Annotated in this window: 18 protein-coding genes, 5 tRNA genes and 5 pseudogenes; 2 read left to right on the forward strand and 26 right to left on the reverse strand. The window is 61.9% G+C overall.

The annotated features are described in order from the left end of the window. Window positions 1-21 precede the first annotated feature (21 nt). The 24 genes and pseudogenes from rpoB to HZY77_RS09205 form a co-directional block, all read right to left on the reverse strand. Entirely contained in the window at window positions 22-4101 is a 4080-nt protein-coding gene (gene rpoB / locus HZY77_RS09090; RefSeq protein WP_296813987.1) for a DNA-directed RNA polymerase subunit beta, read from the reverse strand. A gap of 227 nt (window positions 4102-4328) precedes the next feature. Beyond that, window positions 4329-4711, reverse strand: a pseudogene (gene rplL, locus HZY77_RS09095) (50S ribosomal protein L7/L12). Window positions 4712-4783: 72 nt separating this feature from the next. Next, entirely contained in the window at window positions 4784-5305 is a 522-nt protein-coding gene (rplJ, locus tag HZY77_RS09100; RefSeq protein WP_296813989.1) for a 50S ribosomal protein L10, read from the reverse strand. 274 nt (window positions 5306-5579) lie between these two features. Then, on the reverse strand, window positions 5580-6275 hold the full coding sequence (gene rplA, locus HZY77_RS09105) for a 50S ribosomal protein L1 (protein ID WP_296813990.1): 696 nt from the start codon (window positions 6273-6275) through the stop codon (window positions 5580-5582). A 1-nt stretch (window position 6276) separates the two neighbouring features. Beyond that, window positions 6277-6709, reverse strand: a pseudogene (gene rplK, locus HZY77_RS09110) (50S ribosomal protein L11). Window positions 6710-6858: 149 nt separating this feature from the next. Further along, a pseudogene (gene nusG, locus HZY77_RS09115) lies at window positions 6859-7394 on the reverse strand (transcription termination/antitermination protein NusG). Between the two features lies 1 nt (window position 7395). Then, window positions 7396-7737 (reverse strand): annotated as a pseudogene (gene secE / locus HZY77_RS09120) (preprotein translocase subunit SecE); the annotation flags it as partial. Between the two features lie 29 nt (window positions 7738-7766). Next, window positions 7767-7842 (reverse strand) — tRNA-Trp (locus HZY77_RS09125). Between the two features lie 60 nt (window positions 7843-7902). Next, window positions 7903-9093, reverse strand: coding sequence for an elongation factor Tu (tuf, locus tag HZY77_RS09130; protein ID WP_296813982.1), 1191 nt, complete (start codon window positions 9091-9093; stop codon window positions 7903-7905). A 114-nt stretch (window positions 9094-9207) separates the two neighbouring features. Next, window positions 9208-9282, reverse strand: a tRNA-Thr gene (locus HZY77_RS09135). A gap of 35 nt (window positions 9283-9317) precedes the next feature. Then, window positions 9318-9391: transfer RNA gene (locus HZY77_RS09140), tRNA-Gly, on the reverse strand. A gap of 25 nt (window positions 9392-9416) precedes the next feature. Then, window positions 9417-9501: transfer RNA gene (locus HZY77_RS09145), tRNA-Tyr, on the reverse strand. A gap of 72 nt (window positions 9502-9573) precedes the next feature. Next, window positions 9574-10665, reverse strand: a complete 1092-nt coding sequence (gene ychF / locus HZY77_RS09150; protein WP_296813991.1) for a redox-regulated ATPase YchF — start codon at window positions 10663-10665, stop codon at window positions 9574-9576. Next, window positions 10662-11281 (reverse strand): annotated as a pseudogene (pth, locus tag HZY77_RS09155) (aminoacyl-tRNA hydrolase). The gene ychF and the pseudogene pth overlap by 4 nt, the downstream one beginning before the upstream one ends. Window positions 11282-11311: 30 nt before the next feature. Next, window positions 11312-11932: a 50S ribosomal protein L25/general stress protein Ctc gene (locus tag HZY77_RS09160; protein ID WP_296660498.1), complete on the reverse strand. Its 621-nt coding sequence runs from the start codon at window positions 11930-11932 to the stop codon at window positions 11312-11314. A 91-nt stretch (window positions 11933-12023) separates the two neighbouring features. Beyond that, entirely contained in the window at window positions 12024-12974 is a 951-nt protein-coding gene (locus HZY77_RS09165) for a ribose-phosphate pyrophosphokinase (RefSeq protein WP_026240893.1), read from the reverse strand. A 72-nt stretch (window positions 12975-13046) separates the two neighbouring features. Beyond that, window positions 13047-13121 (reverse strand) — tRNA-Gln (locus HZY77_RS09170). 18 nt (window positions 13122-13139) lie between these two features. After that, window positions 13140-13976 carry a 4-(cytidine 5'-diphospho)-2-C-methyl-D-erythritol kinase gene (gene ispE, locus HZY77_RS09175; RefSeq protein ID WP_296813993.1) on the reverse strand — a complete coding sequence of 279 codons (837 nt, stop codon included), beginning with the start codon at window positions 13974-13976 and terminating at the stop codon, window positions 13140-13142. Beyond that, window positions 13973-14452: a lipoprotein insertase outer membrane protein LolB gene (lolB, locus tag HZY77_RS09180; protein WP_296636527.1), complete on the reverse strand. Its 480-nt coding sequence runs from the start codon at window positions 14450-14452 to the stop codon at window positions 13973-13975. The genes ispE and lolB overlap by 4 nt, the downstream gene beginning before the upstream one ends. Window positions 14453-14535: 83 nt before the next feature. Beyond that, complete coding sequence (locus HZY77_RS09185; protein WP_296813995.1) at window positions 14536-16305, reverse strand: tetratricopeptide repeat protein; 1770 nt, start codon at window positions 16303-16305, stop codon at window positions 14536-14538. A gap of 79 nt (window positions 16306-16384) precedes the next feature. Further along, window positions 16385-17608, reverse strand: coding sequence for an ABC transporter permease (locus HZY77_RS09190; RefSeq protein WP_296813997.1), 1224 nt, complete (start codon window positions 17606-17608; stop codon window positions 16385-16387). Then, entirely contained in the window at window positions 17605-18228 is a 624-nt protein-coding gene (locus HZY77_RS09195; RefSeq protein WP_296813999.1) for an ABC transporter ATP-binding protein, read from the reverse strand. The genes HZY77_RS09190 and HZY77_RS09195 overlap by 4 nt, the downstream gene beginning before the upstream one ends. Continuing rightward, a complete protein-coding gene (locus tag HZY77_RS09200; RefSeq protein ID WP_296814001.1) occupies window positions 18167-19441 on the reverse strand; it encodes an efflux RND transporter periplasmic adaptor subunit in 1275 nt (424 codons plus the stop codon). Before HZY77_RS09200 ends, HZY77_RS09195 begins: the two co-directional genes overlap by 62 nt. Next, complete coding sequence (locus tag HZY77_RS09205) at window positions 19438-20817, reverse strand: TolC family protein (RefSeq protein WP_296814002.1); 1380 nt, start codon at window positions 20815-20817, stop codon at window positions 19438-19440. Before HZY77_RS09205 ends, HZY77_RS09200 begins: the two co-directional genes overlap by 4 nt. 145 nt (window positions 20818-20962) lie before the next feature. Between HZY77_RS09205 and mutM the strand changes: the two genes are divergently transcribed. Together mutM and HZY77_RS09215 are read left to right on the forward strand one after the other, a co-directional pair. After that, complete coding sequence (gene mutM, locus HZY77_RS09210) at window positions 20963-21775, forward strand: bifunctional DNA-formamidopyrimidine glycosylase/DNA-(apurinic or apyrimidinic site) lyase (protein WP_296814003.1); 813 nt, start codon at window positions 20963-20965, stop codon at window positions 21773-21775. Between the two features lie 73 nt (window positions 21776-21848). Then, window positions 21849-23813, forward strand: a complete 1965-nt coding sequence (locus HZY77_RS09215) for a dynamin family protein (RefSeq protein WP_296814004.1) — start codon at window positions 21849-21851, stop codon at window positions 23811-23813. 4 nt (window positions 23814-23817) lie between these two features. On the opposite strand, the gene HZY77_RS09220 is transcribed toward HZY77_RS09215, so the two are convergent. Beyond that, a complete protein-coding gene (locus HZY77_RS09220) occupies window positions 23818-24069 on the reverse strand; it encodes a YfhL family 4Fe-4S dicluster ferredoxin (RefSeq protein ID WP_026240896.1) in 252 nt (83 codons plus the stop codon). Between the two features lie 18 nt (window positions 24070-24087). Further along, a complete protein-coding gene (gene coaD / locus HZY77_RS09225) occupies window positions 24088-24570 on the reverse strand; it encodes a pantetheine-phosphate adenylyltransferase (protein WP_296814006.1) in 483 nt (160 codons plus the stop codon). Window positions 24571-24572 lie beyond the last annotated feature (2 nt).

Raw genomic sequence — 24572 nt, forward strand, 5'->3', positions numbered from 1 at the left:
GGCTGTGTCCTCACCCCTAAATTAATAACGTTCCAGATCGATGTCGATGCCGAGCGAGCGGATTTCCTTCACCAGCACGTTGAAGGATTCCGGCATGCCCGCCTCGATCTTGTGATCGCCCTTGACGATGTTCTCGTACACCTTGGTACGGCCGTTCACGTCGTCGGACTTCACGGTCAGCATTTCCTGCAGCACATAGGATGCGCCATACGCCTCCAGTGCCCACACTTCCATTTCGCCGAAGCGCTGGCCGCCGAACTGCGCCTTGCCGCCCAGCGGTTGCTGGGTGACGAGCGAGTACGGGCCGGTGGAACGCGCGTGCATCTTGTCGTCGACCAGGTGGTGCAGCTTCAGCACGTGCTTGTAACCCACCGTGACCTGACGATCGAAAGCTTCGCCGGTACGGCCATCGTACAGCGTGACCTGACCACCTTCGGGCAGGCCGGCCAGCGTCAGCATGCGACGGATTTCCTCTTCCGAGGCGCCGTCGAACACTGGCGAGGCAAACGGCACGCCCTTTTGCAGGTTGCGTCCCAGCTCGATCACTTCCTCGTCGGTGAAGCCGTCGATGTCTTCCGACTTGCCCGACTGGTTGTAGATTTCCTTGAGGAAGTGGCGCAGGTCCTTCACCAACGTCTTGGTCTGGGCCGCCAGCATCTGGCCGATCTTCTCGCCCAGGCCCTTGGAGGCCCAGCCGAGGTGGGTCTCCAGGATCTGACCGACGTTCATCCGCGACGGCACGCCAAGCGGGTTCAACACGATATCGACCGGGCGGCCATCCGCCATGAAAGGCATGTCCTCGACCGGCACGATCTTCGATACCACGCCCTTGTTGCCGTGGCGGCCGGCCATCTTGTCGCCGGGCTGCAGACGGCGCTTGACTGCCAGGTAGACCTTGACCATCTTCTGCACGCCAGGCGGCAACTCGTCACCGGCGGTGAGCTTTTTCTTCTTCTNTTCAAACATCGCATCGAATTCGATGCGCTTCTGCGTGAGACTGTCCTTCAGCGACTCGACCTGACGGCTGGCCTCGTCGTCGGCCAGACGGATGTCGAACCAGTCGTGGCGATTCACCGATTCCAGGTAGTCCTTGGTGATCTTGCTGCCCTTGGCCAGTTTCTTCGGCCCGCCGTTGGCGACTTTCAGGTGCAGCAGTTTTTCCAGACGCGCGAAGGTATCGTCCTCGACGATGCGCATGCGGTCGGTCAGGTCCTTCTTGTATTCGGCGAGTTGGGTGTCGATGATCGACTGCGCGCGCTTGTCGCGCTCGATGCCTTCGCGGGTGAAGACCTGTACGTCGATCACCACGCCCGACATGCCGGACGGCACCTTCAGCGACGTGTCCTTCACGTCGGATGCCTTCTCGCCGAAAATGGCGCGCAGCAGCTTTTCTTCCGGCGTCAACTGGGTTTCGCCCTTGGGCGTGACCTTGCCGACCAGCACGTCGCCGGCTTCGACTTCGGCGCCGATGGCGATGATGCCGGAGTCATCCAGACGCCCCAGTTGGCGCTCGGCCAGGTTGGAGATGTCGCGGGTGATCTCCTCGGGCCCGAGCTTGGTATCGCGCGCGACCACCGACAGTTCCTCGATATGGATCGAGGTGTAGCGGTCTTCGGCGACGACTTTCTCGTTGATCAGGATCGAGTCTTCGAAGTTGTAGCCGTTCCATGGCATGAACGCGACCAGCATGTTCTGTCCGAGCGCCAGTTCGCCCATGTCGGTCGATGCGCCGTCGGCAATGACGTCGCCGCGGGCGATGACGTCACCCACCTTCACCAGCGGACGCTGGTTGATGTTGGTGTTCTGGTTGGAACGCGTGTACTTGATCAGTGAATAGATGTCGACGCCGACTTCACCGGCGCGTGCTTCCTCGTCATGCACACGGATCACGATACGGCTGGCGTCGATATAGTCGACGATACCGCCACGATGCGCAGTCACCACCGTGCCGGAATCGACCGCAGCCGTGCGTTCGATCCCGGTGCCGACGAAAGGCTTTTCCGGACGCAGACAGGGCACGGCCTGGCGCTGCATGTTGGAGCCCATCAGCGCGCGGTTGGCGTCATCGTGCTCGAGGAACGGAATCAGCGACGCGGCCACCGACACGATCTGCGCCGGCGCGACGTCCATGTATTCAATCTTGTCGGGCGTCGACAGCGTGAATTCGTTCTTGTAGCGGCACGAGACCAAGTCGTCCTTGAATTTGCTCTTGGCATCGAGATCAGCATTGGCCTGTGCGATGACGTATTTGCTTTCCTCGATCGCCGACAGGTATTCGATCTCGTCGGTCACCTTGTGGTTGACGACCTTGCGATAAGGCGTCTCGATGAAGCCATACCAGTTGGTGCGGGCGAACAAGGCCAGCGAGTTGATCAAGCCGATGTTCGGACCTTCCGGCGTTTCGATCGGGCAGACGCGGCCATAGTGGGTCGGGTGCACGTCGCGCACCTCGAAGCCGGCACGTTCGCGGGTCAGGCCACCGGGGCCCAGCGCGGAAACGCGGCGCTTGTGGGTGATCTCGGACAGCGGATTGGTCTGGTCCATGAACTGCGACAGCTGTGACGACCCGAAGAATTCCTTGATCGCCGCCGACACTGGTTTGGCGTTGATCAGGTCATGCGGCATCAGGTTGTCGGACTCGGCCTGCGAGAGGCGCTCGCGCACAGCGCGCTCGACCCGCACCAGGCCAGCGCGGAACTGGTTCTCCGCCAGTTCGCCGACAGAACGCACGCGACGGTTGCCGAGGTGATCGATATCGTCGATTTCACCGCGGCCGTTGCGCAGCTCGACCAGGATCTTGATCACCGCGACGATGTCCTCGGTCGATAGCGTGCCCGAGCCGGTCAGCTCGTCACGACCGATGCGGCGGTTGAACTTCATGCGGCCGACGGCCGAGAGGTCATAACGCTCTTCGCTGAAGAACAAATTGACGAACAAGGCATTCACTGCATCTTCCGTGGGCGGTTCGCCCGGACGCATCATGCGATAGATCGCCACCTTGGCGGCGTATTCGTCGGTGGTATCGTCAGTGCGCAGGGTCTGCGAAATGAAGGCACCGTGATCGAGGTCATTGGTGTAGAGCGTATTGAACTTGTCGACGCCCGCTTCGGCCAGCTTCGTCAGCAGGTCTTCCGTGATCTCGTCGTTGGCGCGCGCCACCAACTCGCCAGTATTCTTGTCGACCACATCGTGCGACAGCACACGGCCCACCACGAATTCGACCGGAACCGCCCATTTCTTGACGCCGGCGGCGTCAAGCTCGCGAATGTGCTTGGCGGTGATGCGCTTGTCCTTGGCGACGATCACGTGGTCATCCTTGCCGCAGATGTCGAAACGCGCCAACTCGCCGCGCAGGCGCTCCGGCACCAGTTCAAACTGGATGCCCTGGGTGTTGATGTAGAACGTGTCCTTGCTGAAGAAGGCATCAAGGATGCTCTCCGGCGTATAGCCGAGCGCCTTCAGCAGGATGGTGACCGGCATCTTGCGACGACGGTCGACGCGGAAGAACAGGATGTCCTTAGCGTCGAATTCGAAATCCAGCCAGGAACCGCGGTAGGGAATCACGCGCGCCGAGAACAGCAGCTTGCCCGAGCTGTGGGTCTTGCCGCGGTCGTGTTCGAAGAACACGCCGGGCGAACGGTGCAGCTGCGACACGATCACACGCTCGGTACCGTTGATGACGAAGGAGCCGGTCGGCGTCATGAGCGGGATTTCGCCCATGTAGACTTCCTGCTCCTTGACCTCCTTGATGGTCGGCTTGGATGCCTCCTTATCCATGATGACCAGGCGCACTTTGGCACGCAGCGGCGCACNAAAGGTCAGACCACGCTGCTGACATTCCTTGATGTCGAACACCGGCTCGCCCAGCAGGTAGCTGACGTATTCCAGACGGGCGTTGCCGCTGTGGCTGACGATCGGAAAAATCGAGGTGAACGCGGCCTGCAGGCCTTCGTTCAGGCGCTCGTCGCGCGAACGGCCCTCTTGCAGGAAGGCACGATAGGATTCAAGCTGGGTCGCCAGAAGAAACGGCACCGGAAGGGTGTTGGTCCGGCTGGCAAAGCTCTTGCGCAGACGTTNTTTCTCGGTAAAGGTATAAGCCATGGGGTCTCCTTGACGATCAGGGGCGGGCGGGCACGCGGGTTACGCGCCGGCGCTTTGTAGGGCACACGCAAAGCAAATGACCCGGAAGCCGATTCCGGGTTCCGGGTATTTGCTGCTTGCGTCTGCCGCGGGTTTCCCGCAACACACCACCGCAATATGAATGTGGCGAAATAAATGCGTCTCCGGAAACGGCGGCACGCTTGCGCGCGCCGCCCTGGGGACCGTACTTATTTGACTTCGACGCCTGCGCCAGCTTCTTCCAACTGCTTCTTCAGCGCGTCGGCATCGGCCTTGGATACGCCTTCCTTCACGGCCTTGGGTGCGCCATCGACCAGGTCTTTGGCTTCCTTCAGGCCCAGGCCGGTAGCGGCACGCACCACTTTGATGACTTCCACTTTCTTTTCGCCAGCGGAGGTCAGCATCACGGTGAACTCGGTCTGCTCTTCAGTAGCAGCACCAGCAGCGCCACCGGCAGCGGGGCAGCCACGGCAACCGCAGCGGCAGCGGCGGAAACGCCGAATTTCTCTTCCATTTCCTTGATGAGCTCGGACAGCTCAAGCACGGTCATGCCAGCGATGGCATCCAGAATGTCAGCTTTTGCAACAGCCATTTGTATTACTCCTGTCAATTATGCTTCAGATTAAAAATCAATGTCGTTTATATGCGGATGTCGGCAGGCTGCTCAGGCAGCCTGCTTGTCGCGCACCGCAGCCAGCCCGCGAACGAACTTGGTCGGCACTTCGTTGAGCGTACGAACGAATTGCGCGATCGGGGCCTGCATGGTGCCCAAGAGCTTGGACAGCAGTTCTTCGCGGCTGGGCATGCTGGCCAGATTCCCCACATCCTTGGCGGACATGATGAAGTTGGGCATGGCACCGGCCTTGACGACGAACTTGTCGTTGGTCTTGGCAAACTCGTGCATCACTTTGGCGGCAGCCACCGGATCCTTGGAAATGCCATAGGCAAGCGGGCCGACCAGCTGGTCGGCAATGCCTGCAAACGGCGTATCCACAATCGCGCGGCGTACCAGCGTGTTTTTCAACACGCGCAGATAGANCCCTTCCTTGCGCGCTTGCGCACGCAGCTGGGTCATGTGCTCCACCGTGATGCCACGGTATTCGGCAACAACAACCGTCTGGGCAGCCGCAACCTGCGCAGCAACCTCGGCAACGACGGCTTTCTTTTCTTCAAGATTCAGACTCAAGGTCTTACCTCCTTCTCAGTTACGGAGCGTTACCCGCTTGTGCCCACGGGGCGCTCCGGCTGGCGGCCTTGACAGGAAAATCCTGCTGGGGAACGCCATCTGCGTAGGGCCCGGTACCCGCAAACAGAGGATGTAACTCATCGCCCACTTGTCAGTCACCGGCAATTAAATCCTTGCGGATGCCTACGGTCTTTGACAACCCGTCAGCCAAACATCTGGCTGACGGCCCAAAGTTCAGACTGGGGCACACCTTCCGGCGTGCCCTCAAATAAATTTATGCGCTGACGCTGGCCTGGTCGACGCGCACGCCCACGCCCATGGTGCTCGACACCGACAGGCGCTTGAAGTAGACCCNCTTGGAGCTGGCCGGCTTGGCCCGCTGCAATGCGTCCAGCAAGGCCGCCAGGTTTTCCTTCAGATCCTCGACGCTGAACGAAGCACGGCCAATGGTGCAATGCACGATGCCACCCTTGTCGGTACGGTATTGCACCTGACCGGCCTTGGCATTTTTCACTGCGCCGACCACGTCAGGCGACACGGTGCCGACTTTCGGGTTCGGCATCAGGCCGCGCGGACCCAGAATCTGGCCGAGCTGGCCGACCACGCGCATGGCGTCTGGCGTGGCGATGACCACGTCGAAATCCATCTTGCCGGCCTTGATCTCCGCCGCCAGATCGTCGAAGCCGACGATATCCGCACCAGCATCTTTCGCTTTTTGCACGTTATCGCCCTGGGCGAACACTGCCACGCGAATGGTCTTGCCGATACCCTTCGGCAAAACCACGGCGCCGCGCACCATCTGGTCGGATTTACGCGCATCGACGCCAAGGTTCACGGCGATATCGATCGATTCGTCGAATTTGGCCGTAGCCGTTTCCTTGACCAGCTGCAAGGCGTCCGTCACCGGGTAATTGCGGTTGCGGTCAATTTTCTCTTTGAGCGCACGCAGGCGCTTGGATGTATTAGCCATCTCAGACTCCCTCCACGATGATGCCCATGGAACGGGCCGTACCGGCAATGGTGCGTACCGCCGCGTCCATGTCGGCCGCAGTCAGGTCGGGTTCCTTGGTCTTGGCGATCTCTTCGAGTTGGGCGCGGGTGATCGTGCCCACCTTGTCAAGATGCGGTTTGGCGCTGCCCTTGTCGAGCTTGATCGCCTTCTTGATCAGCACGGTCGCGGGCGGCGTCTTCATGATGAAGGTGAAGCTCTTGTCCGCGAACGCAGTGATCACGACCGGAATCGGCAGACCGGGCTCCATGCCCTGGGTCTTGGCGTTGAACGCCTTGCAGAATTCCATGATGTTCAGGCCGCGCTGACCGAGCGCAGGACCAATGGNGGGCGACGGGTTGGCTTTACCCGCCGGCACTTNGCAGCTTGATGTAGCCGACAATCTTCTTTGCCATGATGGCTCCTAATAAATGAGTACCAACGCGCTTTGGGGTTGCCCTACTCGCGCTCCTCGCCGGTTGCCCGGACCTACCTTCCTATTTGATGCCGCTTCCAGGCTGATGCCGAAGCGACCTCACCCAGCCAGACTTTACTTTCGCCTGGACTAGCTTTTCTCGACCTGACCGAAGCCCAGTTCCACAGGCGTCGCCCGACCAAAAATCATGACCGACACGCGCAGCTTGCTCTTGTCGTAATTCACTTCTTCCACATTGCCATTGAAGTCGGTGAACGGACCATCGATGACCCGCACCACCTCGCCCACCTCGAACAGCACCTTGGGCTTGGGCTTCTCCACACCCTCGCGCATCTGGTCGAGAATAGCCTGTACTTCCTTTTCGGAGATGGGCGCCGGCTTGGTCGCCGTTCCGCCGACGAAACCGGTGACCTTGGGCGTACTCTTCACCAGGTGCCAGGTATCGTCGTCCATCTCCATCTGAACCAGGACATAGCCGGGAAAGAATTTGCGCTCGGCAGTCTTTTTCTGCCCCGCCTTCATTTCCACCACTTCCTCCACCGGCACCAGGATTTCGCCGAAACGATCCTTCATGCCAGCACGCTCGATGCGCTCAACCAGGTTGCGCGCAACGCTTTTCTCGAAGCCGGAGTAGGCNNATGAACCACGTACCAACGCATACTCAACTCCCTGTCCCATGGCCAGCTTGACCAGCCACAACAAAATTCCATCTACCGCCCACAGGAACAATGCCATCACGACCACAAAAGCCATGACCACGCCCGTCATCTGGACAGTCTCCTTGCGCGTCGGCCAGACAACCTTCTTGGCCTCATCGCGCGAGTCCAGCGCAAACCGGTAAAAGCGCTTGCCCGGGGCCGACAACCCCGCCACCACGCCCGCCAGCACGACGCCGCCGATCACCGACAGGACACGCACCACGGTTGGCGCATCCGCAAAAATAAANNAGCCGGCCACCCCTGCGATGACCAGCAATACCGCTACCAGCAGCTTGATTTTGTCAGCCATGAATGCTGTGCGCCTTACGGCTTATCCTGTGGCAGGCCAAGAGGGTCTCGAACCCCCAACCTTCGGTTTTGGAGACCGACGCTCTACCAATTGAGCTATTGGCCTGTATTACTCAAGGCCGGGGGCAGGCATACGGCCCGACCCCATCCTTCCGGTCAAACCGGCTTACTCTTCGATCTTGGCCACGACACCCGCACCGACGGTACGACCGCCTTCGCGGATGGCGAAACGCAGACCTTCGTCCATGGCGATCGGCTGAATCAGCGAGACTTTGATGCTGACGTTGTCGCCAGGCATCACCATCTCGGTGCCAGCCGGCAGCTCGATGCTGCCCGTGACGTCGGTGGTACGGAAATAGAACTGCGGACGGTAGCCGTTGAAGAACGGGGTGTGACGACNCCCTTCGTCCTTCGACAGCACGTAGATCTCGGCCGAGAACTTGGTGTGCGGCTTGATGGAGCCGGGCTTGGCCAGAACCTGGCCACGCTGGACTTCTTCACGCTTGGTGCCACGCAGCAGGACGCCGACGTTGTCGCCCGCCTGGCCCTGGTCGAGCAGCTTGCGGAACATTTCGACGCCGGTGCAGGTGGTCTTGACGGTGGGGACGATGCCGACGATCTCGATTTCTTCGCCAACCTTGATGACGCCGCGCTCGACACGACCGGTGACAACGGTGCCGCGACCGGAGATGGAGAAGACGTCTTCAACGGGCATCAGGAAGGGCTTGTCGATGGCGCGCTCGGGCTCGGGAATGTAGTTGTCGAGGGCGTCGGCCAGTTTCATGATGCTGGGCTCGCCGATGTCGCTCTGGTCGCCTTCGAGGGCTTTCAGGGCGGAGCCCACGATGATGGGGGTGTCGTCGCCCGGGAAGTCGTACTTGGACAGGAGTTCACGGATTTCCATTTCGACGAGCTCGAGCAGTTCGGCGTCGTCGACCATGTCGGCCTTGTTCATGTAGACGATGATGTAGGGCACGCCAACCTGACGGGCCAGCAGGATGTGCTCGCGGGTCTGGGGCATGGGGCCGTCGGCGGAGGATACGACGAGAATGGCGCCGTCCATCTGGGCAGCACCAGTAATCATGTTCTTGACGTAGTCGGCGTGACCCGGGCAGTCGACGTGGGCGTAGTGGCGCTTGGCCGTCTCGTATTCGACGTGGGCGGTGTTGATGGTGATGCCGCGCGCTTTCTCTTCGGGCGAGGAATCAATCTCATCATACTTCTTGGCAGCCCCGCCAAATTTCTTCGACAGAATGGTGGTGATCGCCGCGGTCAAGGTGGTCTTGCCGTGGTCAACGTGTCCAATGGTGCCAACGTTTACGTGCGGTTTCGTCCGCTCGAATTTTTCCTTAGCCATTTCCAAGTACCCCTCAAATTTGCACAAGAACGATGCGGCGCATCACAACCAACATCCCGACTACCGCTTTATCAAATACAGGCGCGCCGCCTCAAACGGCGACCACCCAAAACCTGGTGCCCATGGGCAGGATTGAACTGCCGACCTCTCCCTTACCAAGGGAGTGCTCTGCCACTGAGCTACATGGGCTTCGGACTTACTACCAAATAAGCCCACACAAAAACTGGAGCGGGTGAAGGGAATCGAACCCTCGTCTTAAGCTTGGAAGGCTTCAGCTCTACCATTGAGCTACACCCGCTTCGCCCTGCTCGGCCTGCAAAAACTGGTGGTGGGGGAAGGATTCGAACCTTCGAAGGCAGAGCCGTCAGATTTACAGTCTGATCCCTTTGACCGCTCGGGAACCCCACCCAAACGAAGCGCGAGATTATAGGGGGTTCCCGAGACGCTGTCAAACACCTTCACCGCAAAAACCCGTCCAGCTCACACATTGAACAGGAAATTCATGACATCGCCATCCTTGACGACATATTCCTTGCCTTCCGCACGCATCTTGCCGGCCTCCTTCGCCCCCTGCTCGCCCTTGCAGGCAATGAAATCCTCGAACGCGATGGTTTGCGCGCGGATGAAGCCACGCTCGAAATCGGTGTGGATGACGCCCGCCGCCTGCGGCGCGGTATCGCCCTTGTGGATGGTCCAAGCCCGCACCTCCTTCACCCCCGCGGTGAAATAGGTCTGCAGGCCGAGCAGATCGTAGGCGGCACGGATCAGGCGGTTGAGCCCGGGTTCGTCCCAGCCGAGTTCCTTCAGATACTCCAGTCGATCTTCCGGCGACAACTCCTGAAGCTCGGCTTCCAGCGACGCACATACCGGAACGACCGGGGCGCCCTCCTTTTCGGCAAAGGCCTTCAGCGCGTCGAGCATGGGGTTGTCATGGAAGCCGTCCTCGCTGACGTTGGCAACATACAGCGCGGGCTTGACCGTCATCAGACATAGCGGCTTGATCGCTTCCAGCCCTTCCGCGTCGAGGCCGGCGGCACGTGCGGGACGCCCCTCGTTCAGTGCGGCAAGCACCGGCTTCAAGGCCTCCGTGATGATTTTCGCCTCCTTGTCGCCCCCGCGCGCCGCCTTTTCATACCGTATCAATGCCTTCTCGGCACTCGCCAGATCAGCAAGCGCCAATTCGGTCGCAATAGTCTCGATATCTGACAGCGGATCGACCTTACCTGCGACGTGAATCACGTTTTCGTTGTGAAAACAGCGCACAACGTGGCAGATCGCATCCGTTTCACGGATGTTGGCGAGAAACTGGTTGCCCAGACCCTCGCCTTTCGAGGCGCCGGCCACCAGGCCAGCGATATCGACGAATTCGACGATTGCCGGCACCACCTTTTGCGGTTGGATGATGTCGGCCAGTTGCGCCAGACGCGGATCCGGTACTTCAACGATACCGGTATTCGGCTCGATGGTGCAGAAGGGGTAATTCTCCGCCGCAATACCCGCCTGGGTCAGCGCATTGAACAGGGTGGATTTTCCGACGTTGGGCAAGCCAACGATGCCGCATTTGAGACTCATGGGTTTTCCAGTTTAGGTTTGACTGAGGCGGTTTTTACGGACGGATTGGTGTTGGCGCGCTGGGTGGCCATATTCCACTCGCCTTTCTCGATCAACGGCACCAGATCGAGTGCACGATCGATGGCCGCGTCGATCTCCGCCTGCTCCTCGCGCCGTGGTTGCTTGAGGACATAGTTCACGACTTCGTTGCGGTCGCCCGGATGACCGATCCCGATGCGCAGCCGCCAGTAGTCCTGCGTGCCCAGATGCGAGGTGATGTCCTTGAGACCATTGTGCCCGCCCATGCCGCCGCCGAACTTGAGGCGCAACTGGCCGGGTGGAATGTCGAGCTCGTCATGCACCACCAGAATCTCGCCCGGCTCAATACGATGAAAACGCGCCAACGCGCCGACCGCCTGACCGGAGCGGTTCATGAAGGTCTGCGGCAACAACATCCAGATGTTTCCCGCACTGCGCCCGACAATGCCGTGAAAACGCGATTCATGTGCCAATGGAATGCCCCACGCCCGCGCGAGACGCGCGCAAACCAAAACCCGGCATTGTGCCGGGTTTCTTCGTAGTCACGCCCCGGGTTACCGAGGCCGACAATCAGGCGGGGGCCATCATGACGACTCACAACGCAACCGCAGCCGGGTTGCGTCAAGACTCAAGCTGCGGGTGCAGCCGGCGTCTCAGGTGCGGATTCGTCAGACTTCATACCCTTGGGCAACGTGATCGTCGCCACTGCGGGATTCTCGTGCTGCACATGTGCAACAAGTTCCACACCCTCGGGCAATACGAGGTCATTCGCATGAATGGAATGGCCGATCTCCAGCGCCCCCATGTCCACAGCAATGAACTCGGGCAGGTTACCCGGCAGACAGGTCACGTCGATTTCGGTCACCACATGGCTGACCTTGCCACCACCGGTTTTAACACCAGGGGCAGTATCCGCATTCAGGAAGTGCAGCGGAACCTTGACGTGTATTTTGTGCGTCTTGTCGACACGCTGGAAGTCGACGTGCAGCACTTGCTGCCGGTAAGGGTGCCATTGCGTATCACGCAGCAGCACCGACTCCTTGGCGCCGTCGACATTCAGCGTCAGCACGGAGGCGTGAAAAGCCTCCTTGCGCAGCGCGTGGTACAGCGCGTTGTGATCCAGCTCGATCTGCACCGGGGCTGCCGTGCCGCCGTAGACGATGCCGGGGACTTTGCCCGCGTGACGCAGACGGCGGCTCGCACCCGTACCTTGCAATTCACGCTTGGCGGCGATGACTTCGATTTCCATAGTATTTCTCCAATTTACCTACCCAATGATGCATTGCCGAAAATGGTCAATGCATGCGCAAAACCCCGCGACCAGGGGCATTCCCAGCCCGCTATTCGATGAAGAGCGAACTGACGGAATCTTCGTTGCTGATGCGGCGGATGGTTTCCGCCAGCAGTTCAGCCACCGACAACTGCCGGATTTTCTTGCATGCGCGCGCATCATCTCGCAACGGGATGGTATCGGTCACCACCAGCTCGTCGATCGCGGAATTCGTCACGCGCTCGGCGGCGCTCCCCGAGAGTACGGCATGCGTGCAATATGCCATCACCTTCTTGGCACCATGCTCCTTCAGCGCATTGGCCGCTTCGCACAGCGTATTGGCCGTATCGACCATGTCATCCATGATGATGCATGTCCGATCCTTGACGTCGCCGATGATGTGCATCACCTTCGCCACGTTTGGCTTGGGACGGCGCTTGTCGATGATCGCCAGGTCGCATTCCAGCCGCTTGGCAATCGCCCGTGCCCGCACCACCCCGCCTACATCAGGCGATACCACCATCAGGTTCGGGTGGTTACGCTTCCAGATATCGCCCAGCAGGATTGGACTGGAATAGATGTTGTCGACCGGAATATCGAAAAACCCCTGGATCTGGTCCGAATGCAGATCCATCGTCAGCAAGCGGTCGATTCCCACGCCCTGCAGCATGTTGGCCACCACCTTGGCGGTGATCGCCACCCGGGCCGAACGGGTGCGCCGGTCCTGGCGCGCATAGCCGTAATACGGGATCGCCGCGGTGATGCGGGCGGCCGAGGCGCGTTTCAGCGCATCGACCATCACCATGACTTCCATCAGGGTGTCGTTGGTCGGCTGGCAGGTCGACTGCAGCACGAACACGTCCTTGCCGCGCACGTTCTCCAGGATCTCGACCATCACCTCGCCATCGGAAAACCGCGACACCGTGGCACGGCCGAGATGAATGTTCAAGTGGCGCACCACGTCGCTGGCAAGACGTGGGTTGGCATTTCCGCTGAACACCATCAGGTTGTCTATGGACACACGAGTCTCCGGCGATTTGGCTGGTCCGACACAACAACAAAAACAGCCGCCACCGGCGGCTGTTCGCTTAACTGGCTGGGGAGGTAGGGATCGAACCTACGAATGTCGGAATCAAAATCCGATGCCTTACCACTTGGCGACTCCCCAATAAAAATCGGGTGCTGCTCAGTCGCAGTACTCGTACAGCGGATGCCGGTCGAGCCCCTGCGCCACAAAACCCTGCATCGTTTCGGGTAGCCGGCGCAACACGCCGCGCGCCGCTTCTTCCGTCCCGAACGATGCAAACACGCAGGCCCCCGAACCGGTCATTCGCGCCTCGCCGAAATTCGCCAGCCATTCGAGATGACGCGCGACTTCGGGGTATCGACTGACCACCACGGACTGCAGGTCGTTACGACCCATGCCTGCGGAAAAGGGCGCTATTTTGAGGGGTGGCGTGTTGCGTGTCAATTCCGGCACGGCAAAAATTGCTGCGGTCGGCACCTGCACCGGCGGCATCAGCACCACATACCAGGCCGGNNGGGCGCTCACCGCATGCAGGATTTCGCCGACACCTTCGGCAAATGCGGTCTGCCCGAACACGAACACGGGCACGTCGGCCCCCAGTCGCAACGCCAGCTCCTGGAGCGTCTTGCGCGGCAGATCGACCTGCCACAGACGATTGAGCGCCAGCAGGACCGTGGCGGCGTCCGAACTGCCGCCGCCCAGGCCGCCGCCAAGCGGCAGATTTTTATCCAGCCGGATGCTCACACCCACTCCGGCAGGTGCGTAGGCCTGCAATAGGCGCGCCGCACGAACGGTCAGGTCATCGTCCTCGGACACACCGGGAAGATCACCTTCACGCACGATCCGGTCATCATCGCGCAATTCGAGATGTACGGTGTCGCCGTGGTTGATCAGCCGAAACACGCTCTGCAGCAGGTGGTAGCCATCGGCACGCCGGCCGACGACATGCAGGAACAGATTCAGTTTGGCTGGGGCGGGATAGGCGTGGCTGCTCATTCGCTTTGCCAACTGTCAGCTACCAGCCGGATTTCCAGGCCTTCTCGCTTCACTACCAGTTTGCGCGGACGCGCAGACGCATCGGCGACATATTGGAGATAATCGATCGTCCAGCCATCCTGCTTGAGTTGCGCAAGACGGCCCGAGGCATCGCGCGTGGCCTCGAAGGCGCTGTCCGGGGCCGGGCGCGCCTGCACCCACCAGGTCAGCCCCGTGACCGGCAACACATAACCGAGCGCCTCGCGCGTCAAGGTGTCGGCATCGCGGGCGTGTCGCGTAGGCTGATTGGGGATTTCGAGCGTCACGCCGTCGCCGTCGCGCACGATGCGCGCCACCCCCTGCCCCAGGGGCGACGTCATCAGCAACTCGTCCCGGTCTGCCCGATGCTGCCAGTGGATCTGGCCCGACAGATTCTGCTCGTCGCCCTGCACGCCGATGCGGCCCTGCAGGGTCCAGTTGGCAGACTGGGCTGGCATCTCGACGACCGGAGGCACGGNGGGAGCCGATGCACAACCGCCCAGTAGCAGCGCCAGGAGCGCTGTTGTAGAGGCGGCGCGCATCAAGGCTTGAGACGGCGTAGCGTTTCCAGCAACAATTCGTTTTGCGGGTGGCTTTGCAGGCTGCTTTGCCATAGCTTGCCCGCTTCGTCACGCTGGCCGCGCGCCCACAGGACTTCGCCCAGGTGAGCGGCGATTTCGGGGTCGGGGCGCGCCTTGAAGGCACGTTCGAGATATTCCTGCGCGCGCGCCAGGTTGCCTGAACGGTACTGTGCCCAGCCCACGCTATCGAGGATGAAAGGATCGTCCGGCGACAAGGTCAATGCCTTGTCGAGAAGGGTGAGGGCTTCGGAAAGACGCTTGGTGCGGTCAGCCAGCGTGTAGCCCAGCGCGTTATAGGCTTGTGCATCCATGGGACGCAGCACGATCACGCGGCGCAAATCCGCCTCCAGCACATCGAGCTTGTCGAGTTTCTCGGCCGCCATGGCATGGTCGTACAGCAGATCTGCCGAGTCGGGGTAACGCTTGAGTCCCTCCGACAGCACCTCATAGATCGCCGCGTACTGCTTGCTGCCGCGCAACACTTCGGCCTGGGCCTGAATCAGCCGCACATTCTGCGCATCGTTCTCGCCCTGGGTGGCTTTCAACAGGGCGATTGCCTCCTCCGGCCGGCCGGCCCCGACCAGCAGCACGGCCTGACGCGCACGCGCCGGAACCAGATAATTGCCGGCCTTGACCCCAGCGTAGTAGGCACCGGCCGCTTCCGGCTGTTTCATCTGTTCGGCCGCCTGTCCCAGGTAGTAGTACACGGCGTTCGGATCGCGCGGGTTGTATTCCAGGGTTTTCGCCAGGAAATCGTGGGCTGTCTTGGCATCGCCCATTTGCAGGGACAACAGGCCCGCAGCGAAACTCACTTCGGCATTGCGCGGAAAATCCCGGGTCAGCCGGGTGAATTCGGCACGCGCCTCGTCGAAATGGTTGGCGCTGACAAGGACGCGCGCGTAAGCCAGCCGAACCTCGCGGGCATCGGCATGTGCAGCCAGAAATGTCCGCATGAACGCGAGCGCGTCGGCATGCGATGTCTGGTCGAGTATCTGGGCCCGCAGCAAAGCGGCTGGCTCCCAGCCAGGACGCAGGTCATCGGCCTTCTGCAAGGCGGCGACCGCCGCCTCGTTACGTCCGACGCTGGCCGCGGCTTGGGCCACTGCAAAACGCGCTTCCGGCAAGGTCGGATAGTCCTCGGCCAGCCCTTCGACCAGTTCCAGACTGGCCGGCGAGCCACGCGTTTTCCCCATCACGGAGGTCAGATGCAGAAAGCCATTCGCAGGATCCTTCTTCAGCAGGACCCGCAGAATGGGCTCGGCCTCGTCGAATTTACCCTCATTCAGCAGCAGCACCGCCATCGTCTGCTGGGCAGGCTCCGAATCCGGTTCGGCCGCCATCCACAGCCGCGTGGCCTCCAGCGCGCCGGCCGGGTTGCGGGCGAACATCGAAACCTCGGCGGCCCGGCGGGCGATACGGGGATCGTGCGTCTCCCGCGCGAGATTGAGATAAGTCGACTGGGCGACGCCGATCTGGCCACGCTGTCCGGCCACTTCCGCCACCAGGAACTTGAACAGGATGTCCGGCGTAAGTGGCTGCTTGGGCAATGCGGCTTGCGCCTTGGCCGCAGCCTCCGCCGCCGGGTCGACTGCAGGCTCAGCCACCGCTTCGGCAGGCGGCTGGGGCTGGGATTCCACCGCGACAGGCGGCGGCGACTTGACGCCAAGCTGGCTGCACGCGGTCACGAGCGCCAGCATTGCGTAGAGAGGAAAAGTCTTGAGGAATGCCATGTTATGCCTTGTTGATCGATTGCTTGTCACGATTCTAAGCGTTCGAGGCCCGCCTGTATGCAAGGTTCAACCTTGCCCCCTATTGCGACCGCAGCGCGTCGATGGGATCGAGTCCTGCGGCGCGTCTGGCCGGGTAGAAGCCGANAAACACGCCGATCAGGAAAGATACGCCGACCGCCATCAGTACCGAGGCCGGCGTGACCGCTACCGGCAAGCCGGCCAGCCGTTCGACCAGCCAGGCGCCGCCAATACCGAACAGCAGCCCGATTCCGCAGCCGAACAGTGACAGGGTCAGCGCCTCGATCAGAAACTGCCACAACACATCGCGGCGGCGTGCGCCGATCGCCATGCGGATGCCGATCTCGCGGGTCCGTTCGGTCACCGACACCAGCATGATGTTCATGATCCCGATACCGCCCACCACCAGCGAGATGGCGGCGATCGCACCAAGCAGCAGACTCATGATGCGGGTGGTCGAGGCGGCGGTCTCGGCGAGGGCCGTCAGGTTGCGCACGGTAAAGTCGTCATCCTGGCCCAATCCGATCCGATGTCGGCTGCGCAACAGATCGTTGATGGACGCTTCGGCGGCATCCATGCGTTNTTCCGACACCGCCTGCACCATGATGAAGCGGGCGCGGTTGCGCAGGGTGTTGCTGAATATCTTTTGCTGCGCGCTGCTGATCGGCACCAGCACGGTATCGTCCTGGTCGCGCCCATCGAGACTCTGTCCTTTGGACGCCAGCACGCCGATCACCTCGAACGGCGCCTGCTTGATACGGATGATCTTGCCGACGGGATCCTCGTCGCCGAACAGTTCGCGCGCCACCACGCCGCCGATGACCGCCACCCGCGCCCCGCGGCGCACGTCGGCGTCGCTGAAGAAACTGCCCGACGCCATCGACCAGTTCCGCACCACCGCATAGTCCGGCGTGGTGCCGTAGACCGAGGTGTTCCAGTTGACGCCCCCGTAGATCAACTGGGCGCCGCCGGGCGACACGGGCGCCGACGCCAGGATGTCGGGCAGCTCGCGAATGGCGTCGGCATCGTCGAAAGTGAGCGAGGGCGCATCGCCGGTCGCCACCCGCGCGCCCCNCGACGAGACGGCACCCGACATGATGATGAAGAGATTGCTGCCCATCGACTCGATCGAGCTGCGAACCATCGCCTGCGCACCCTGGCCGATCGCCAGCATGAGGATGACGGCCGCCACGCCGATGACCATGCCGAGCATGGTGAGGAAGCTGCGCATGCGATGCGTGGTGAGCGCATGCCAGGCGGTCTCGAGCAGGCTGGTGAAAATCATGCGGCAACCTCCGCCTGAACCACGTCCTCGATCACCCGGCCATCCTGGAAACGGATGCACCGACGGGCATAGGCGGCGATGTCGGCTTCGTGCGTCACCAGCACCAGCGTGATGCCTTCTTCACGGTTGAGCCGGCTGAACAGGTCCATCACCTGGCGGCTGGTTTCACTGTCGAGGTTGCCGGTCGGCTCGTCGGCAAAAATGATGCGCGGGCGCGTAGCCAGCGCGCGGGCGATCGCCACCCGCTGCTGCTGGCCACCCGACAGTTGCAGCGGCGAGTGATGCGAGCGCTCGCCCAGCCCCACCCGTTCGAGCATGGCCTGCGCCTGCTGGCGGCGCGCCACGCGCCCCATCCCGGCATACATCAGCGGCAGTGCAACGTTGTCGAGCGCGGTCAATTTGGGCAACAGGTTGAACCCCTGGAACACGAAACCGATTTCACGATTGCGCAACGCCGCCAGTTGATCCGACGACAGACGGCCGACATCCTGTCCGTCGAGGTGGTAGCTGCCGCGGGTGGGCCGGTCGAGGCAGCCGAGCAGATTCATGAAGGTGCTTTTACCCGAGCCCGACGCGCCCATGATGGCGACGAACTCGCCCTCGGCAATGCTGAGGCTCACGCCGCGCAGCGCCTGGAACACGCCGGCACCGGTCGAGTAGTCTTTTTCGAGATTCGCCACCTCGATCAGCGGTGCGCCGGGAACGGCCATCAGAACAGACGTCCGCGCGACATGCCGCCATTCTCTTTTTGGCCGCCAGATCGGCCACGATCACCGTATCGCCCGCTTTCAGCGTTCCGCTGACGATTTGCGTGTAGGCCTTGTCGCTGATGCCGGTCTTCACCGCTACCCGTACGGGCTTGCCGTCGACCAGCCGATACACCGCCGAACCACGCTGCTTGCCGGCGCCCTCGACGACGCTGCCTACCTGCGGGCGGAAGCGCAGCGCCGTCGTCGGTACCCGCAGCACGTCCGGCCGGGTCTCGACCAGCACGCGCAGGTTTGCCGTCATCCCTGGCATCAGCGCCAGGTCCGGGTTGGCGACATTCACCACCACGTTGTAGGTCACGACGTTCTGCGCGGTCGTGGCGTTCAGCCGCACCTGCCGCACCGCACCGGTGTATTCGGTATCGGGGAACGCATCGACACGAAACTTGACCGGCTGACCGACCTTGATCTGCCCGATATCGGCTTCCGACACGGTGGAATCGATCTGCATCTGCGTCAGATCCTTGCCGATCTGGAACAGCGTCGGCGTCTGGAAGCTCGCCGCCACGGTCTGGCCGACGTCGACCTGGCGGTTGATCACGGTGCCGTCGACCGGCGAGCGGATGATCGAGAAACCGAGATTGGTCTGGTCGCGCGTCACCTGCGCGCGCGCAAGCCGCACCTGCGCTGCCGCCTGGGCGCGCGCGGCCAGCGCCTGATCGAGTTCCTGCTGCGACACATATTCCTGCTTGAACAGCGTCTGCATGCGTACCGCATTGGCCTCGGCGAGATCGAGCTGCGCCTGGGCGTTGGCGAGGTTGGCCGTGCTTTGCGCCAGCGCTGCCTTGAACAGTGCCGGGTCGAGTTCGGCCAGCACCTGCCCGGCTTTCACCTGCTGATTGAAGTCGGCATCGATGCGCCGCACCGTTCCCGAGACCTGGGTACCCACGTTGACCAGCGTGACCGGATTGAGCGTGCCGTTGGCCGACACTTCAGCTGCAATATCGCCACGATCCACCGTCACCGTCCGGTATTGCGGTTCGGCAGGCTTGCTCTTGCCGTTCCACCACCATGCCGCCGCCGCAAGCACCATGACCAGCAGTACAAGCACCCCTGTTTTTCTCATCGCTTTCCTTCCTGCTGCGCCGGTTCCAGCCAGTCCCAGCTCAAATCCCCAATGGCCTGCGCCAGCTGCGCCCGCGCCACCCGCAAGCCCAGCCGTGTCTGCAACTGGGTCTGCCGCGCCTGGGCCAGATTGGCCTGCGCGCTCAATACATCGAGCAGGATGCCAAGCCCCGCCTGATAACGCCCCAGCGCAAGCTTCTCGGCCGCAGCCGCGCTTTCCACCAGATCGGCGCTGCGGCTGTCCGCCTCGGTCTCGCTCTTCACGCTGTAGTAGGCACGCCATACATCCAGCGCGACCTGGTTGGCGACACGGTCGCGTTCCGTCGCGGCCAGGTCGGCCTGGGTTTGTGCCGCGGCGATCTGATAGGTGTTGCGGTAACCGGTGAAGAGCGGAATGGTCAGATTGATCCCCACGCTGGAACTGGTCGCCGCCAGGGACCCGTTGTCCTGCCGTTGCGCCCCATAGAAAGCCGAGAGGCTGGGCTTGCCGGCGGCCTCGGCGCTTCGCACACCGGCCTGCTGCGCCAGCACCGTCGCCTCCGCCGCACGCAGATCCGGCCGGCGGTTGCGCGCGGCCTCGATCAAACCATCCACCGCCGCGCTCAGGTCCGGCATCTGGCTGAATGCCGCCTCGCTGTCGATGACGCTGAAGCCGGTTTGTCGGGTATCACCCATCAGTGCAGCCAGTTCACCTTGCATCCGCGCGGCCTCGCCTTCGGCACGGATCCGCTCGATCTGGCGCTGGGTATACACCGTTTTCGCCTGCAGCCGGTCGAATGGAATGGCCGTCCCTGCCGCCACCCGTGCGGTGGCGGCCTTGAACGCGAGCGCCGAGGCCTCGGCCTCGCGCGCGACGTTGACCGCACCCTGTGCGGTCAACAGGTTGAAATAGGCGGTCACCGTCTGCAGATAGAGCTGGCGCACACTGTCGTCCTGGCTTGCACGCGCCGCCGCCAGCAACGCCTCGGCGGCATCGCGCTGGGCCGCACGGCCACCGAAGTCGTACAGCAGGTATTGTGCGTCCAGCCCGAGTTGCCAGGCGTTGCGATCGTTCGGCAGCGTACGGTCGCCGGTACGGGACGCGTTGCCGCTGATCGACAGGCTGGGCAGATAGGCACTGTATGCCTGCCCCAGCTCGGCGGCGCGCAGCCGCGCCGTGAGCCAGGCGCTGCGGGTGGCCGGATTGGCGCACAGGGCGCGCTCGACCGCGCGCGCCAGCGTAATCGGGCCAGTCGGCACGGCCGCGTCGCATACCGCCGCCGGGCGCAGTTCGGCCACCGGCGACGGTGGCACCCGGTCGAGCACCCCGAAGGGATCCGCAGCCGAAGCCGCACTGCTGACCAACATCACCAGCAGCAGAGAAAATCGTGCATTCAAAGTAAGGGGTTCTGGGGTAAAAGCGCGTTATATAGAATGACAGTGTATCGGTTCAGTTCCCATTTGCGGGTACAAAACATCACAGAGCGTCGTGCTTCCCCGAACGGCTCCGCCCCTTTTCCATCGCCCCTCCTCCATCCGCGCCATGCCCGAATTACCCGAAGTCGAAACCACCCGCCTGGGATTGCTGCCCCACTTGCAGCATCGCATGCTCACGCGCATCGTGGTGCGCAACCCGCGCCTGCGCTGGCCGGTACCGGCCGATCTGGAGACACGGCTGGGCGGGCTGACACTCAAAGGGCTCGACCGGCGCGGGAAATACCTGCTGTTCGATTTTGGGGCCGTCACCCAGATCGTCCACCTGGGCATGTCGGGCAGTCTGCGTCTGGCCGGGCCGGACGAGCCCGCCGCCCTGCACGATCACGTCGACTGGCTGTTCGACGACGGCAGTACACTGCGATTGCGCGACCCGCGCCGCTTCGGCGCCGTGCTGTGGACCGACGACGTGACGCGGCACCCGTTGCTCGCCCATCTGGGACCTGAGCCCCTGACCCCGGCGTTCGACGCTGCCTATCTGCATGCGCAGTGTCAGCGCCGCAACGCTGCGATCAAGCAGGTCATCATGGATGCGCAGGTGGTGGTCGGCGTTGGCAACATCTACGCCTCCGAGTCGCTGTTCCATGCCGGCCTCCGCCCGGCGACTGCTGCGCGCCGCCTCAGCCGTCCGGCCTGCGCCCGGCTGGTCGCCGCGATCAAACAGGTGCTGACGGCCGCCATCGCTGCGGGCGGCAGTTCGCTACGCGACTATGTCGCGAGCGACGGCGAACTGGGTTATTTCCAGCTGCAAACACGGGTATACGATCGCGAAGGCCTGCCGTGCAAAACATGCGCGACCCCGATCCGGCGCATCGTGCAAGGTCAACGCGCAAGCTTCTACTGCCCCAGCTGCCAGCATTAAGCCAGCCGGCACAGAATCAAGTTTTGTCATTAATATGTCGTTAAATGACAATGCCTTATCTCTGACTGGCCCCATGCAATCCACCACCCTGGTTGACGAATTCGAGCACTACAGTAACTGGCGCGAAGCCGTGTACGTGCGCGTCGAAGCGTTGCGCGACTGGCTCGACGCCCAGGAACTGAGCGATGCCGAATCCGAAATGCGGCTGAACCAGCTGCTCGGCCGCCTGCAGGAGGACAGGTTGAACGTGGCCTTCGTCGCCGAATTCTCACGCGGCAAGTCCGAACTCATCAACGCGATCTTCTTCTCGGATTATCGGCAGCGTGTGCTGCCGTCGTCCGCAGGGCGCACGACCATGTGCCCCACCGAACTATTTTTCGATCCACTGCATCGCCCTTCGCTACGTCTACTACCGATCGACACCAAGACCCGCGAGGGCAGCATTGCCGACTTCAAACGCAACGCGGATGCCTGGACCGAATTCCCGCTCAACCTCGATTCTGCCGAGGAAATGAGCGCAACGCTGATGCGGCTGGCCGATACGCTCGATGTCGATGCCACCACGGCCGAAGCGTTCGGCCTGATCAATCCCAACGATGAGGAAACCGCGCACAGCCTGGCGCGCGACGGCAGCATTGCCATTCCCCGCTGGCGCCATGCGCTGATCAANTTTCCCCACCCGTTGCTGAAACAGGGGCTGGTCATCCTCGACACGCCTGGACTGAATGCCATCGGCACCGAGCCCGAACTGACGCTCAACATGCTGCCCAGCGCCCATGCAGTGCTGTTTCTGCTGGCAGCCGACACCGGCGTCACCAAGTCGGACATCGAGATCTGGCGTCAATACATTGCGCCGGTGCAGGGCGCCAGCCGCGCACGGCTGGTGGTGCTGAACAAGATCGACGGCCTGTGGGACGAACTGAAGACGGAAGCGCAGATCGACGCTGAAATCGCCAAGCAGGTCGCCAGCAGCGCCGCGCTGCTCGATCTGCCTCCGAGCCAGGTTTATCCCGTATCGGCGCAGAAAGCGCTGGTCGCCAAAGTGAAGAGCGATTCCGCCCTGCTGGAAAGAAGCCGCCTGCCCGGATTGGAAGCGGCCCTGACGCAGGAGCTCATCCCTTGCAAGCAGGCGCTGGTCAGCGAATCGTCGCAGGCTGCTGTGGAAGACGTGGTGATCAAGACCACCGAGCTGTTGGAAACCCGGCTCGCCACGATCCAGGATCAGGTCGACGAACTGCAGGGGCTGCGCGGCAAGAACCGCGACGTCATTCAGCACATGATGGTCAAGGCCAACGAGGACAAGCAGCAGTTCGAGCGCGGCCTGGAGCAGTTCAATGCCTTGCGCAATGTATTCGCGACGCAGGTCGAGGCACTGAGGCAGCGGCTAGGGATGCAAGCGCTACGTCAGGAAGTGCACCTCACCCGGCTGGCGATGGANAAAAGCCATTTCAGCGTAGGACTGCGTGAGGCGATGGGGCGCTTTTTCCGCCAGGTGGACGGCAACCTGGATGCGTCGGCTGAGACCATCAAGGAAATCCGCGCCATGATGACGGCGATGTATCAGAAATTCAGCGACGAACACGGTCTGGCGGCGGTCAACCCGCCGGATCACAGCCTGCACAAATATCGCAAGGAAATGGCACGGCTGGAGCGCATTTTCGATGAGCGCTTCAATACCGTATTCAAGATGATGACGGTGGGGCAAAGCCAGTTGACCGCGCGCTTCTTCGAGACGCTGGCGAGCAAGGTGGTCCAGGTGTTCGAACTGGCCAATAGCGAAACCGAGTCCTGGCTGAAGGCGCTGATTGCGCCCATGGAAACTCAGGTGCGCGAACACAAGCTCCAACTGAAACGTCGCCTGGAAAGCGTCAGCCGCATCCATACCGCCACCGAGACGCTGGACGAACGCATTGCCGAACTGGAAGCCTCGATTGGAACCGTGAGCGACCAGCTGGACAGCCTGGCACGTATCAACCTGCGCATCGCCGACGCCCTGGCGGATGAACTCAACAAACCCGCTCTGGCCAAAACGGCCTGAGTGATTACTTGCTGGCGGTCAGGCGCAGAAACTTCTCCTGCAGCTGCTCTTTGGTTTCCGGGTAATCCGGATTGAGCGGGATGCAATCGACCGGACACACCTCGACGCACTGCGGCGTATCGAAATGGCCGACACATTCGGTGCACTTGTTGGGATCGATGATGTAAATCTCGTCGCCCTGCGAAATGGCGTCGTTGGGGCATTCGGGCAAACAGACGTCGCAATTGATGCATTCGTCCGTGATCATCATTGACATGTCATTCTCCGGGTCATATCAGTTTTTACTTATTTTCTCACTTAATCGCTGCGCCACCAATGGGTGGACGAAGGGTGTCACGTCCCCACCCAACTGCGCGATCTCGCGGATCATGCTGGCTGAGATGAACATGTATTGATCCGACGGCGTGAGGAACAGGGTTTCGATGTCGGGCTTGAGGTTGCGGTTCATGCCCGCCAGCTGGAATTCGTATTCAAAGTCGGACGCCGCGCGCAGCCNCCGCAGCACCGCGATCGCGCCCTGTTCGGCGACAAAATCGATCAGCAGGCCGGAAAATCNCTCGACCCGCACCTGCGGCACGTCGGCCAGCACGTCACGCGTCATCGCCACCCGCTCCTCCATGGTGAAGAAAGGCCGCTTGTTGCGCGATTCGGCCACCGCGACGATGACGCAGTCAAACAGCCGTACCGCGCGCCGCACCAGATCCTCATGGCCGCGTGTGATGGGGTCGAAGGTACCGGGATAGACGGCGGTCAGCATGG

It is taken from the genome of Thiobacillus sp., from assembly GCF_013693775.1.
Taxonomy (GTDB): domain Bacteria; phylum Pseudomonadota; class Gammaproteobacteria; order Burkholderiales; family Thiobacillaceae; genus Thiobacillus.